General features: G+C 64.7%; 15 protein-coding genes. 5 read left to right on the forward strand and 10 right to left on the reverse strand.

The features are described from left to right. Positions 1 to 258: 258 nt before the first annotated feature. Positions 259 to 480, reverse strand: coding sequence for a hemin uptake protein HemP (gene hemP / locus ACIGHN_RS11825; RefSeq protein WP_056171959.1), 222 nt, complete (start codon positions 478 to 480; stop codon positions 259 to 261). Between the two features lie 145 nt (positions 481 to 625). On the opposite strand from hemP, the gene ACIGHN_RS11830 reads away from it, so the two are divergent. Both ACIGHN_RS11830 and ACIGHN_RS11835 read left to right on the forward strand, forming a co-directional pair. After that, positions 626 to 1,036, forward strand: a complete 411-nt coding sequence (locus tag ACIGHN_RS11830) for a GFA family protein (RefSeq protein WP_396504512.1) — start codon at positions 626 to 628, stop codon at positions 1,034 to 1,036. Positions 1,037 to 1,330: 294 nt separating this feature from the next. Then, positions 1,331 to 1,564, forward strand: a complete 234-nt coding sequence (locus tag ACIGHN_RS11835) for a hypothetical protein (RefSeq protein ID WP_396504513.1) — start codon at positions 1,331 to 1,333, stop codon at positions 1,562 to 1,564. Between the two features lie 148 nt (positions 1,565 to 1,712). Here ACIGHN_RS11835 and ACIGHN_RS11840 read toward each other — a convergent pair whose 3' ends face one another. The 8 genes from ACIGHN_RS11840 to ACIGHN_RS11875 form a co-directional block, all read right to left on the reverse strand. Next, on the reverse strand, positions 1,713 to 2,123 hold the full coding sequence (locus ACIGHN_RS11840) for a biopolymer transporter ExbD (protein WP_056171957.1): 411 nt from the start codon (positions 2,121 to 2,123) through the stop codon (positions 1,713 to 1,715). 3 nt (positions 2,124 to 2,126) lie between these two features. Further along, positions 2,127 to 2,846: a MotA/TolQ/ExbB proton channel family protein gene (locus ACIGHN_RS11845; RefSeq protein WP_056171955.1), complete on the reverse strand. Its 720-nt coding sequence runs from the start codon at positions 2,844 to 2,846 to the stop codon at positions 2,127 to 2,129. A gap of 49 nt (positions 2,847 to 2,895) precedes the next feature. Then, on the reverse strand, positions 2,896 to 3,582 hold the full coding sequence (locus ACIGHN_RS11850; RefSeq protein WP_056171953.1) for an energy transducer TonB: 687 nt from the start codon (positions 3,580 to 3,582) through the stop codon (positions 2,896 to 2,898). 98 nt (positions 3,583 to 3,680) lie between these two features. Continuing rightward, complete coding sequence (locus tag ACIGHN_RS11855) at positions 3,681 to 3,953, reverse strand: bacterioferritin-associated ferredoxin (protein ID WP_056171951.1); 273 nt, start codon at positions 3,951 to 3,953, stop codon at positions 3,681 to 3,683. Positions 3,954 to 4,064: 111 nt separating this feature from the next. Beyond that, positions 4,065 to 5,192, reverse strand: coding sequence for an alpha-hydroxy acid oxidase (locus ACIGHN_RS11860; RefSeq protein ID WP_396504514.1), 1,128 nt, complete (start codon positions 5,190 to 5,192; stop codon positions 4,065 to 4,067). A 148-nt stretch (positions 5,193 to 5,340) separates the two neighbouring features. Further along, on the reverse strand, positions 5,341 to 6,033 hold the full coding sequence (locus ACIGHN_RS11865) for a Fe2+-dependent dioxygenase (RefSeq protein WP_056171948.1): 693 nt from the start codon (positions 6,031 to 6,033) through the stop codon (positions 5,341 to 5,343). A gap of 148 nt (positions 6,034 to 6,181) precedes the next feature. After that, positions 6,182 to 8,419 carry a TonB-dependent receptor gene (locus ACIGHN_RS11870; protein ID WP_396504515.1) on the reverse strand — a complete coding sequence of 746 codons (2,238 nt, stop codon included), beginning with the start codon at positions 8,417 to 8,419 and terminating at the stop codon, positions 6,182 to 6,184. Positions 8,420 to 8,655: 236 nt separating this feature from the next. Next, positions 8,656 to 8,991: an SWIB/MDM2 domain-containing protein gene (locus ACIGHN_RS11875; RefSeq protein ID WP_056171946.1), complete on the reverse strand. Its 336-nt coding sequence runs from the start codon at positions 8,989 to 8,991 to the stop codon at positions 8,656 to 8,658. 410 nt (positions 8,992 to 9,401) lie between these two features. On the opposite strand from ACIGHN_RS11875, the gene rraA reads away from it, so the two are divergent. Further along, a complete protein-coding gene (rraA, locus tag ACIGHN_RS11880) occupies positions 9,402 to 9,914 on the forward strand; it encodes a ribonuclease E activity regulator RraA (RefSeq protein ID WP_396504516.1) in 513 nt (170 codons plus the stop codon). 45 nt (positions 9,915 to 9,959) lie between these two features. Here rraA and ACIGHN_RS11885 read toward each other — a convergent pair whose 3' ends face one another. Next, on the reverse strand, positions 9,960 to 10,907 hold the full coding sequence (locus ACIGHN_RS11885) for a DMT family transporter (protein WP_396504517.1): 948 nt from the start codon (positions 10,905 to 10,907) through the stop codon (positions 9,960 to 9,962). A 38-nt stretch (positions 10,908 to 10,945) separates the two neighbouring features. Between ACIGHN_RS11885 and ACIGHN_RS11890 the strand changes: the two genes are divergently transcribed. Beyond that, complete coding sequence (locus ACIGHN_RS11890; RefSeq protein ID WP_396504518.1) at positions 10,946 to 11,350, forward strand: gamma-glutamylcyclotransferase; 405 nt, start codon at positions 10,946 to 10,948, stop codon at positions 11,348 to 11,350. A gap of 348 nt (positions 11,351 to 11,698) precedes the next feature. After that, positions 11,699 to 13,030 carry an isocitrate lyase gene (gene aceA, locus ACIGHN_RS11895; RefSeq protein WP_056171944.1) on the forward strand — a complete coding sequence of 444 codons (1,332 nt, stop codon included), beginning with the start codon at positions 11,699 to 11,701 and terminating at the stop codon, positions 13,028 to 13,030. Positions 13,031 to 13,159 lie beyond the last annotated feature (129 nt).

Raw genomic sequence — 13,159 nt, forward strand, 5'->3', positions numbered from 1 at the left:
ACCGGGTGACGCTGTCGTCGCCCACAAAAAAACCGGCTCAAAGCCGGTTTTTTGTTGTGAGCGAAGAACCCTGGGGTACAAAAAAAGCCTGGCTACGCGGGGGTGAACCCGTTGGCTGGCAAAAACGACCCTTGCGAGCTTGTTGAAAGCCCGGGAGTCGCCCCACGATGAAACTGGGTGCCGCTGGCGGCGCTATGGGTGCAAAGACCGGTCAGGCGCGGGCTGCGGCGAGTGTTGGTGATGGCTGAAACTGCCGCCTTATTTGGTGAGGATCAGCTTGCCGAGCTTGGTGGCCTGCAGTCGGTACACCGACCCATTGTGGCTGATGGCCACGGCCTTCTGGCCCTGCAGCAGGGAGCTGCTGTCGACCGCAGCTGCGGTCAGTTCGGTGCGTTGGCTTGCTTGCCCGTCGGCGTGCGAGACCCCCTTGCTGGCAGAAGCGGGGCGCAGGATCGAAGCGGCGGTCAAAGTGGCTTGCATGGGTTTTTCCTGGTGCGTTTGATTGCGTTTTGCTAATGATAACGATTCGCAATTACAAGTCAAGCGACTGGAGTGTTTCTTTTTGTTCTTTTGCTTGCCGGGCAGAATCTGACCACAGCGGTCATTCAGATCAAGGATTCCGAACATGATGAAGATTGACGGTGCGTGCTACTGCGGTGCGATCGCCTACGAGGCCGAGGTGCAGCCGGGCACCATCACGGTCTGCCACTGCGATGATTGCCAGGGCCACTCAGGCTCTGCCTTCCGGGCCAACATCGCGGCTCCTGCGTCCAGCTTTCGGCTGACCCGGGGCGCGCCCCGCACCTACATCAAGACTGCCGCCAGCGGCAACCAGCGCGCTCTGGCGTTCTGCGAGGTGTGCGGCAGCTCGCTCTATGCCTGCGCTGTGAGCGATCCCGCCACTTATTCACTGCGGATCGGCACGATCGAACAACGGCACGAGCTCGGCTCGCCGCAGCGGCAGATCTGGACATGTAGGCGACATGGCTGGGTGGGGTTGCCGGAGGGCACGGCGTCGTTTGAGGAGCAGCCGTAACTGCGAGCGATAGCGGACTTCGAGGGGTCGTTCCGGGCCCGGAGCGCATGTTCCCTGGCTGGGTGGTGTAGGCCTGACTACAGGCGAGCAGCAAACCGCGACGATTCCTGGCTCAACCCCATGTTTTCCGCCGCTAGCCGCAGTTCCGTCCAAAAAACCGGAGGCGAATGACAGAGTTCGCCAAGGGACTCTGCTTCATGAAGAGCCAAGCCGAGTTCGTTGTGACTTAGGAACTCATCCATCTGACGAAGAATTTCCACTGCTCCGCTGGGGAGTGGAGACGGAAGGTAGTTCTTGCTTGCAATCAGATGGCCGGAAGTGATTGCCCACGAAGACGGTAAATCCTGGGTCACCATTTTTATCGACCTCCATTCGCTATGCCTGCTTCTTGCCGGGGGCCGTTATCGTATCAATAGCCGAATCCAGCCAAAGAGACGACGGAATCCCGGAAAGCTCCGCCAAGGCGATGCTGAATATGTTCGCCTGTTTGATTTTTTCTGGGTGGCTGAGCGATGGATGCTTGATTGAAGCCTGTAGCGGATGAGCCCCCATCGAAGAAAGCCAAAAGCAAAAGCGAAAACCCAAAAACAAACCCGGCGCACCCTCTGCAGGCAAAGCGTGCAGCGGGCGGGCCGGGTGGCAGGGGCAGGTCTAAGGGCTGACTCGCAGCCCCGCATCAAGGCGCCGGGTCCGTCACGAACCCGATCTTGCGCACGCCCGCCCGCTGTGCCGCCGCCATGGCCTGGGCCACGCGTTCGTAGCGCACTTCCTTGTCGCCGCGGATGTGCAGGTCGGGCTGGGGCTGCTTGGCGGCCTCGGCCTGCAGGCGGGGGAAGAGTTCTTCTTCCGTGACCTGCGTTTCGTTCCAGAAGTACTTGCCGTCAGCCGACACCGACAGGCGCACGGTTTCGGGCTTGACGTCCTCGGGCTGGTTGGTGGCGCGGGGCAGGTCCACGTTGACCGAGTGCTTCATCACCGGCACGGTGATGATGAAGATGATGAGCAGCACCAGCATGACGTCCACCAGGGGCGTCATGTTGATTTCGTTCATCACGTCATCGGCATCGTCTTGGGTTCCGAAGGCCATGGCTTACGCGCCTTTCTTGAGGGGCAGGACCTTGGCCTGTTCGCCGCCGGCGTTCACGCGGGCACCGGTCACGAAGTAGGCGTGCAGGTCGTGGGCAAAGCTGTTGAGGCCGCCCAGGATGGACTTGTTGCCGCGCACCAGGGCGTTGTAGCCCAGCACGGCAGGGATGGCCACGGCCAGGCCCAGGGCCGTCATGATCAGTGCTTCGCCGATGGGGCCGGCCACCTTGTCGATCGTGGACTGGCCCGACGTGCCGATGGCCACCAGCGCGTGGTAGATGCCCCAGACGGTGCCGAACAGGCCGATGAACGGGGCGGTGGAGCCGACCGAGGCCAGGATGGCCAGGCCCGACTGCAGGCGTGCGGTGAACTCGTCGATGCAGTTGCGCAGGCAGCGCGTGACCCAGTCGCTCACGTCCAGGCTGTCGTGCAGGTGGGCCTTGGTGTTGCGGTGGTGGGCGGTGGCTTCGCGGCCTTCCAGGGCCAGGTGGCGGAAGGGGTTGGTGTTGTCGCTGCCCAGCTTGGTCAGGCCTGCGGCGAAGTCCTCGCTGTGCCAGAAGTCCTGCGCAGCGCGGGTGTGCTTCTTGAACTTGATGATGTCCAGGGCCTTGATGAAGATGACGATCCACGAGGCCAGCGACATGGCCAGCAGGATGATGGCGACCGCGCGGGTGACGAAGTCACCCTGGATCCATACGTTGGCGATGCCGAATTGCGATTCCATGAAAAACTCCCTGAAGCTGATCTAAAGCGTTGATTGACCGATTGACTGATTATTCGAGCACGAAGTTGACAGGGACCAGGTTCCACATGGTCGTGGGCACGCCGTCGCGTTTGCCGGGCACGAAGCGCCAGCGCATGACGGCCTCCTGGGCCTGCTTGTCCAGCCGGTCGAAACCGCTGGACTTGTTGATTTCCACCTGCTGCGGCGTGCCGTCGGTGCCGATCAGCACGCGCAGCACGACCTTGCCCTGCTCGCCCATGCGCTTGCTGATGGCGGGGTAGCTGGGCTTGGGGTTGTTCAGGTAGGCCGCGTCGCTCGACGGCAGCTCGATCTTGGGCGGGGCCGGCGGCGCTGGCGGGGCGGGCGGCGCCGGGGGGGCTACCGGGGCTTCGATGGGCGGGGCGGGCGGCTGGGGCGTGGTGATGCCGACAGGCGCGTTGGGCGCCGGCGTGGGGTCCGGGATGGCCACGGGCATGGGCGCCGGGCGCGGTGCCACCTTGGGGGCGGGGCGCGGCGGTGGCGGCGGGGCCGGCGGCGGCGGGGTGACCTTCGGGGGAGCCGGCGGCGCGATGAATTCGCTCAGCAGCTCTGCCGGCACGATGACTTCGGCCGCGCGGCGCAGCAGACCCGATTGCAGGGCCCAGATGCCCGCAACGTGCAGTGCAATGACGGAGCCCACGATCACGGTGTTGCGGCTGACACCCCCGGGAGGAGCGAAACGATCAGGGTGAGACATAAAAATGATAGCTGCTAGCGCTTGTGTACCAAGCGCTAGAGCTCTAAAAGACCTTTGTTATTTGCGAAAGATCCACCAGGCCGAGCCTGCGACGAGGATCAGACTGCCAGCGAGCGTTGAGAGGAGTTCCATGACTTGCTTTCCAAAATGGAGCTGGCAAGCTGGATCGTTTGCGGCGCTGCATCGTTGTGCAGTGCGGCCACCGGGTTCGACGCACTGCACTGCGCGACCACATCGCGGGCGCAGCTTTCGCAGCATCCGCATTGGGTGGCGACGCCCAGCTCGAACTGGATCTCGTCAAAGCTCATTCCGGCACGTGCGTGGCGGGCGATCTCACGGTCCGATATCCGGCGGCAAACACAGACGATCATGGCGGCAGGCAGTGTGGCTGGCTGTTGAAGGTGTCGCTATTATAAATAAGAATCTATCGCATTTGCAATAAACCATTTCTGCCAAGAGGGAGAAACCGGCGCAAAGGCGCGTCAATCGGGGCTGTCTGCCGTCAGCAAGGCCGGCGTGGCGTCCGCCAGCGTGGCGCAACCGGTCAGGGCCATGGCGATCTCCAGCTCGTCGCGCAGCAGCCGCAGCACGTGGGCGACGCCGGTGGCCCCTGCGTTGGCCAGCCCCCAGACGGCCGGGCGCCCCACCAGCACCGCGGACGCCCCCAGCGCCATCGCCTTGAGCACGTCGGTGCCGCGCCGGATGCCGCCATCGACCAGCACCGGCACGGCGCCGCCCACGGCCTGCACCACGCGCGGCAGGGCGGTGGCCGTGGCCGGGGCGGTGTCCAGTGTGCGGCCGCCGTGGTTGGACACGATGACGCCCGCAACGCCGGCCGCCACGGCCTGGCGCGCATCGGACGGGTGCAGCACGCCTTTGAGCAGCACGGGCAGGCGGGTGATGGACTGCAGCCACGCCACGTCGTCCCACGTGGGGGCGTGGTGCAGCAGTCCGTCGAACAGCGCGCTCTGGTCGGCGCCGAGGGCGGGGGCGGGCGGCGCCTGCATGCCCGCCAGGTTGACGGGCGCGATGCCCGGCGGCAGGCGAAAGCCCGCCCGGCGCTCCCGGTCGCGGGCGCCGCTCGTGGGCGCGTCCACCGTGAGCACCAGGGCTTCGTACCCCGCGGCCTCGGCGCGCTGGACCAGGGCGCGTGTGAAGCCGCGGTCCGGCTGCAGGTACAGCTGAAACCACAGCGGGCCGCGGCCGGGGTCGGGCAGCACCGCCTGGGCGATGGCCTCCAGCGGCATGCTCGCCTGGGTGCTCAGCACCACGCCGGCGCCCAGTGCCGCGGCCGCATAGGCCATCGCCACTTCGCCGTCGGCATGGGCCAGGCGCTGAAAGGCCACGGGTGCCAGCAGGATGGGGTGCGCCAGCGTGCTGCCCAGCAGCTCAACGCGGGTGTGCCCGCCAGCCAGCGGCCGCAGCACGCGGGGCCACAGGGGCAGGGCGTCCCACGCGCTGCGGTTGCTGCGCAGGCTGATCTCGTCGGCCGCGCCGCCGCTGAAGTAGGCCCAGGCGTTGTCGTCCAGGTGTTGCCGGGCCTGCTGCTCATGGTCGGCCAGGCTGGCGAGGCCGGGAGGGAGCTGTTGGCGTGCTGGGACGTGGGTCATGGCAATGAAAAAAGCACCTGCCGCGCATTCAGCAAGCGCGAGGCGCTATCAATAAATGAGCAAATTGGTTGGCATGGCCGCCGGGCGCTGGATGTGGGGCAAGACCTGGGGCCAGGCCTGCGGCTGTAGCGGGTCTGCCAGGCGCCTGTCACACGTCGGCCCACATGCGCAGCAGGTTGTGGTACGTGCCCGACAGGGCGATGACCGACGGGTCGGTCTCGCCCACGCTCTGGCGCAGGCGCAGCAGGGCCATGTCCATGTCGAACAAGAGCTGGCGCTGCTCCAGCCCGCGCACCATGCTCTCGACCCAGAAAAAGCTGCTGATGCGGTGGCCGCGGGTGACCGGCGACACCTGGTGCACGGTGCTGCTGGGGTACAGGATCATGTCGCCGGCCGGCAGCTTGATGCGCTTGTCGCCCCAGGCTTCGGTGGCGACCAGTTCGCCGCCGTCGTATTCGTCCGGCGGCGTGAGGAACAGCGTGCACGACAGGTCGCTGCGCACCCAGGCGTTGTCTGCCTTGGAGTGCATGACGGCGCTGTCCACATGGCGACCATAGAAGTTGGCGCCGTCGCCGTAGCGGTTGAACAGCGGGTTGTAGATGCGCCGGGGCAGGGCGGCCGAAAAAAAGAGCGCGTTGCGGGCCAGCGCGGCCTTGACGATGCCCTGCAGTTGGGCCGACAGCTCGCTGCCCTGGGCGAGCTGCTGGTTGTTCTTCTGGTGCACGGCCTGGCTGCCTGCGCTGCGGGCGCCGTCCACCCAGGGGGTGTCGGCCGCCCAGAGCGTTTGCCGGAACAGGGCCACCTCGTCGGCCGTCAGTACGTCTTTGATGTGCAGGAACATGGGGTCCGATTGTGACTCCGCCCCAATGAAGGGGCGGAGTCGTTTCGTCAGAACATCAACGCATCAACGCATCAACGCATCAACGCATCAACGCATCAACGCATCAACGCATCAACGTCGACATGTCGATGCATCAGCACATCGAAGGTCAGAAGCGCGTCTTCAGCGACACCTGCACGGAACGTGCCGTGCCCGGCGTGTAGAAGCCGCGGTACAGGCCGTCCGCATAGGTGCGGTCGAACAGGTTGTTGACGTTGAGCTTGAGCGTCGTCTTGTCGTCGAACGCGTACTCGACCATGGCGTCCATCACCGCGAAGCCGCTGGCGTACACGGCACGCGAGCCTTCGGGGTTTTGCTTGCCGCGGTAGGTCACGCCCGCGCCCACGCGGATCTTGGAGGTGACGGCGTAGGTCGTCCATACGCTGCCGCTGTGCTTGGGCGTGAGGCCGGGGCGGTCGCCCTGCGCCTGGGCGCCACCGCCGTTGGCGGGCACCACCACATTGCTGTGGTCGATCTTGGCCGAGGGGATCCAGGTGTGGTTGGCGAACAGTTCCCACTGGGGCGTCAGGCGGCCGGCCAGGTTGAATTCCATGCCGGTGGCGTGGCGCTTGCCGGACAGCAGCTCTTGCTGGGCTGCGGTGTCGGGGTCGGTGTTGCGCTCGTTGTACTTCTGGCTGTAGAAGGCGGCCACACCCAGCAGGGCACGGCGCTCGAACAGCTCGAACTTGCTGCCGATCTCGAAGTTGCGGCTCTTTTCGGGGTCGGTGTTGGCCGTGCGCGCCGTGGTCGTGCCGGGGTTGCCGAACTGGTAGGTGTCGCCCGAGGTGTTGTACGAAGTGCCGTACGACACGTAGTACGAGGTCAGCTCGGTGGGCTGGAACAGCAGGCCCACGCGGGGGCTGACCAGGCTGTCGGAGCGGGAGTTGCTCAGCGCGCCGGTGGCGTTCTTGTACGAAGCCTTGAAGTTGTCGTAGCGCAGGCCGCCCACCAGCTTCAGGGTGTCGTTGATCGCGACGGTGTCCTGGAAGTACAGGCCCAGGTTGCGCGAGGTGAAGGTGTTCCACTGCACCGGTGCGCGGCCGTCGGCCACCCAGGCGCCGTCATTGGGCGAGCCCACGGTGGTGTTGGGGCGCGGCGTGGTGTTGGCGTAGTTCTGGTTGCGCTTGGCATCGTCGTCGTAGTAGTCGACGCCGGCCAGCACCGTGTGCTTGCGGCCGCCCCAGTTGAAGGTGTTGTTGTAGTCGCTTTGCACCTGCAGGACATCGCTCTCGCCCAGGCGGCCCTTGGAGCCACGGGTCAGCACGGTGTTGCCGTTGATCTGGCCCAGCGTGATGTTGCCGTTCTGAAAGCCGATGGTGCTGGCCAGCAGGTCGCGCTCGTACTGGCCGTAGCGCAGGCGGGTGGTCAGCTCGCCGTTGTCGTCGAAACGGTGGATGTGGCCCAGCGTGACGTACTGCGACGAGGTGTTGTTGTGGTCGCTGGCCAGGCCGTAGTAGTTGCGGGCTTCGAGCGGCGTGTTGATCTTGCCGTCGACCACGCGCCAGGGGTGGTTGTAGAGCGGGCGGCCCTTGGATTCGAGGTAGTACAGCCCGATCGAGAACTCGTCGCGCGTGCCGATGCCCCAGGCGAAGGTGGGCGCAATGCCGCGCTTGTCCTGCTTGGCGCCGTAGTTGTCGTACTCCTGCACCATGGCGTTCAGGCGGAAGGCCGCGTTCTCGCCGGTCTTCCAGTTGAAGTCGCCCGTGGCGCGGTGGAACTGGCCGGTGCCGAAGGTGTAGCTGGCTTCGTGCTGGTCGATCAGCAGCGGGTACTTGTTGACCTGGTTGACGATGCCGCCGGTCGAGCCCTTGCCGAACAGCATGGAGGCCGAGCCCTTGAGCACTTCGATGCGGTCGTTGTTGAACGTGTCGCGCTCGATCAGCGGAGCGTCCTTCATGCCGTCCACATAGATGTCACCGGCCAGGCCCAGCGAGAAGCCGCGCATGCGCACGTCTTCTTCGCCCGTTTCGCCCGACTGGAAGGTCACGCCCGCCGTGGTGCGCAGCACCTCGCGGAAGTCGTCCTGGTTGCGGTCGTTCATCAGCTTTTCGGTGAACACCGTCACGGACTGGGGGATGTCCTTGATGTCCTGGTTGCCCTTGCCGACGGTGGTCTTCTTGAGCAGCAGGGTGTCCTTGCCTTGCACTTCGGCCGCTTCCTGCACCGTCACGGTGGACATCGTGGCTTCCGGTGTGCCGGACTGGGCCATGGCGCCCATGGAGGCGGCCAGCATCAGGGCGCCCAGGGGCAGCAGCGCCAAATCGGAAGATGCGCCGGCGGGGGTGGAAACAGGGGATGCGGTTTGACGCAGCGCGGTGCTGCGGCGCTGAGCGCGTGATTTAGCCAAGATGGACTCCGTCGATGGGGGATGTGCGGTCGGCGCCCGATGTGCGCCGCAAACGAGTCGGATGCAATGACGCTTGTGAGAAAAACTTCACAAAGTCATGCTTCGTCGTGCATCTTTATGTTACATCGAATGAGGGTCATTCTCATTTGCATTGACGTCTGCACGCCACACTTTGGCGGGGTCCCAACGAAAAAAAGCCGGCAGGGCCGGCTTTTTCTCAGGGCGCGGAGCGCTTCTTACTTGACGTGCTTGCCGATCAGGCCAGCCAGTTCGAACATCGACACCTGGGGCTTGCCGAACAGCTCCTTGAGCTTGGCGTCGGCGTTGATGTTGCGCTTGTTGGTGGCGTCCTGCAGGTTGTTGGCCTTGATGTAGACCCACAGCTTGCTGATGATCTCCGTGCGTGGCAGCGGTGCCGAGCCGACCACGGCAGCCAGCGCGGGGCTGGGCGTGAGGGCCTTCATGAAGGCTGCGTTGGGCGTGCGCTTCTTGGCGGGGGCGGCGGTCTTGGTGGCGGGAGCCTTCTTGGCCGCAGGGGCTGTTTTTGCCGGAGCTTTTTTTGCAGTTGCCATGTTGGGTTTTCCTAGTTGGACGTCAATCTTCACCAGCGAAAGCAAGGCTGTCCCACTGGCAGGCCGATGCTACTGGGAAAAAAACGCGTTTCCAAGGGAGAAACCGCTTTTTTTGCCTCGATTTGTAGCTGTGGTGCCCTCTGGCGGCTGGAAAGTCGGTGCTTTGGCCCGCCTTTCCTGGTCCTGCAGGGTGTGCAGCGCGCATTTTGGGCGGCCCGCGGCTGACATTTCGGGTGGCGTCGGGTGCGCTTGGAAGCGCATTCTTTGGCCACCCGCGAGCCCCGCCCAGCGTTGGCTGCGCAACAATGGCCATCCGTGCGCAGGCCAGGCCGCCGCGCTGCCGGCGGCAGGCTTCCAGCCAGCGCCCAACCCCGTCTCAACCCCTTCAACGACATGAAAGGTCTCTGCCCATGACGACAGCTTCTGCCGCCGCCTTCAGCACCTGCGATTTCTGCGACGTCCACAAAGCCGACACCAGCGGCGCCTTTCGGGTGCTCCCGCCTGCGTTCCAGGCCTTCGGCGGCGTGGCGCATTTCAGCGGGCCGGTGAGCACCGTCAAATGCCACGAGGACAACACCCAGGTCAAGGCCGCTGTCGAATCGCCGGGCGAAGGGCGGGTGCTGGTGGTCGACGGCGGCGGCTCGCTGCGCCGCGCGCTGGTGGGCGGCAACCTGGCGGCGGCTGCGGCGCGCAACGGCTGGGCCGGGCTGGTGGTGGACGGCTGCGTGCGCGATGTCGCCGAGCTGAACGCAGCGGCCGTGGGCATCCGCGCGCTGGTGCTCATCCCGCTGCCCACCGAGCGGCGCGGGGAAGGCCAGCGTGACGTGCCGGTGCAGGTGCAGGGCGTGTGGGTGCGCCCGGGCGACTGGCTGTATGCCGACGCCGACGGCATCGTCGTCAGCGCCACGGCCCTGCACGCCTGACCCCCTTACCGGCTGGCCGACCGACCCGCCGACCTCCTGGCCGCGTCAGCCGCGGCGGCCCAGCCGCAAGGCCGCCCGCGAGGGCAGGGTGGCCAGCAGCACGCTGGCGAGCGCAATCACAAACGCCACCAGTTGCAGGCCTGTGAGCGATTCGCCCAGCGCCAGCACGCCCACCAGGGCGGCGCTGACCGGCAGCAGCACCGAAAACACCCCGCCTTGTGCGGCGGGCACGGCCTTGAGACCGGTCATCCACAGCCACACCGTCCACATGCACGCGGCCAGCGCATAGAACACCAGCAGCGCCCAGGTGCCCCAGCCGACGGCCCCGAAGTCAAAGCCCAGCGCCACGTACAGGCCTGCCGGTGTGGTCAGCACAAAGCCCCACAGGTTGATGAGCGAGGTGATGCGCTTGGGCCCCAGGCTGCCCGTGAGCTTCTTGCCGATGACGGTGTATGCGGCCTCGCACAGTACCGCGCCCACCAGCAGCAACTGGCCCAGCCACACCAGGTTGTGGCTGTTATTGCCGTCTACCGCTTGCCCAGCGTGCGCTGCCAGCTCTGGTTTTGATAGCGCGAACAGCGCAATACCGAACACCGCACACACCACCGCCGCCCAGGTGCGCGGCGCCACGCGCTCTTTCAGGAAGGCCCAGCCCATCACGGCCACCGCGGCCGGAATGGCCGCCAGCGTCACGCCGGCAGAGATCGCATCGGTCAGGGTCACCCCGTACAGCATGCAGATGGTGAACATGAAGTTGCCCAGAAACGATTCCAGGAACAACAGGCGCTTGGTTTGCGGGGTGAGCGGAGGCTCGTTGGCCGGCTTGCGCAGCCAGTGCACCATGGCAACGCCGCCGATGCCGAACCGCATCCAGGCCAGCAGAAACACCGGCAGCACCGCGGCCAGCGGTTTGGACAGCGCCACATAGCTGCCCACCAGCGCCATGCTCAGGGCCAGGCACAGGTAGGCAAAGGGGCGGCTGGGAGTGGTCACTAAACTGCGGGCTGTTCAACAAAAAAAGAGTGCGCATCATGCCCGACGAAACCAGCCCCCTGCCGCCGTCCCGCTGGGTTTTTGTATACGGCACCCTGCGCCAGGGTTGCAGCAACGACATCACCCGCCTGGAGCCGCCGCCCCTGTTCGTGGGGCGCGGACGCATCGCCGGCGTTCTGTACCACCTGGGCGCGTATCCGGGTGTCACGCTCGGCGGGGCGGAATGGGTGTACGGTGAGGTCTACGCCATCGAACCCGCGCTGGAAGACGTGCTGGACGAGATCGAGTCGCTGGGCGAGAACCCCACCGACGAGTACATCAAGCGCGAGATCGAGGTCGAAGTCAACGGCCAGCCGCTGCCCTGCCTGGTGTACGAGATCAACCCCCGCTACGTGCTGTCGGCCGCGCGCATCCCGCAAGGGGATTGGGTGAAGTTCTTGTGACCGCCTGGGAGTGCACAGGGCACGGCAGGGGTTCAGCGCAGGGTGATGCGACGGCAGACACACGGCATCCCTACGATCAGTCGATCCGGGTCATGCAATTTTGCGATACGGAATTTTGATTCCACATGGCAAAATGCGATAGATGTTGCATTGCCGCAATTTTTCTCGATATGAGAAATCAATTTCTGTATTGAGAAATTGCGTGTTTAAGCTGTTGTTTTGCAAGGAAAAAATTTATCTCTTGTATAAGACATAAGAGCTTGCTCAAGTCTTATAGAAGACTTAAAGTTGTCTCCAAGGGCGGCACCAGCAGCCCGGCGTTTTCAACCAACCTCCTGGAGTGATCCCATGCCCCAATCCCTCAACGAACAACTGAGCCGCGAACAGCAAATTGCCGCCCTGGAAAAAGACTGGGCCCAGAATCCCCGCTGGAAGGGCGTCAAGCGCGGCTACTCCGCCGCCGACGTGGTGCGCCTGCGCGGCTCGCTGCCCATCGAGCACACGCTGGCCAAGCGCGGCGCTGAAAAGCTGTGGGACAAGATCAACGGCGGCGCCAAGAAGGGCTACGTGAACGCGTTCGGCGCCATCTCCGCCGGCCAGGCCATGCAGCAAGCCAAGGCAGGCCTCGAAGCCGTGTACCTGTCGGGCTGGCAAGTGGCCGCCGACGGCAACACGTCCGAGACTATGTACCCCGACCAGTCGCTGTACGCCTACGACTCGGTGCCGACCATGGTCCGCCGCATCAACAACACCTTCAAGCGCGCTGACGAAATCCAGTGGGGCCGCGGCATCAACCCCGGCGACAAGGAATTCATCGACTACTTCCTGCCCATCGTGGCCGACGCGGAAGCCGGCTTCGGCGGCGTGCTGAACGCCTTCGAACTCATGAAGAACATGATCCAGTCGGGCGCTGCAGGCGTTCACTTCGAAGACCAGCTCGCCGCTGTCAAGAAGTGCGGCCACATGGGCGGCAAGGTGCTGGTGCCCACGCAGGAAGCCTGCGAAAAGCTGATCTCCGCCCGCTTTGCCGCTGACGTGATGGGCGTGTCCACCATCGTGCTGGCCCGCACCGATGCAGAAGCCGCCAACCTGATCACGTCCGACCACGACGCCAACGACAAGCCCTTCCTGACCGGCGAGCGCACCCAAGAAGGCTTCTACCGCGTGAAGAACGGCCTGGAGCAAGCCATCAGCCGCGGCGTGGCCTACGCCCCCTACGCCGACCTGGTGTGGTGCGAAACCGGCGTGCCGGACATCGGCTTTGCCCGCGAATTCGCCCAGGCCGTGCACGCCGCCTGCCCCGGCAAGCTGCTGTCGTACAACTGCTCGCCATCGTTCAACTGGAAGAAGAACCTCAACGACAGCCAGATCGCGTCCTTCCAGGAAGACCTGTCGGCCCTGGGCTACAAGTACCAGTTCATCACGCTGGCCGGCATCCACATCAACTGGTTCAACACCTTCCAGTTCGCCCATGCATACGCCAACGGCGAAGGCATGAAGCACTACGTGAACATGGTGCAAGAGCCTGAGTTTGCTGCACGCGACAAGGGCTACACCTTCGTGTCGCACCAGCAGGAAGTGGGCGCAGGTTACTTCGATGACGTGACCACGGTGATCCAGGGCGGTTCGTCCAGTGTGAAGGCCCTGACGGGTTCGACCGAGGAAGAGCAGTTCCACTGAGATGGCTTATTCCCCGGTCAATCGGCGGGGCTCATGCTTCACGCATTGAGGTTCTAGCGCGGCTCTGACCCGCTCTACAACGATAGCTTTAAAAGCCCTTGGTTCTATTGAGCCAGGGGCTTTTGCTTT

The sequence above is a fragment of the Acidovorax sp. NPDC077693 genome, assembly GCF_044542805.1.
GTDB lineage: Bacteria > Pseudomonadota > Gammaproteobacteria > Burkholderiales > Burkholderiaceae_C > Acidovorax.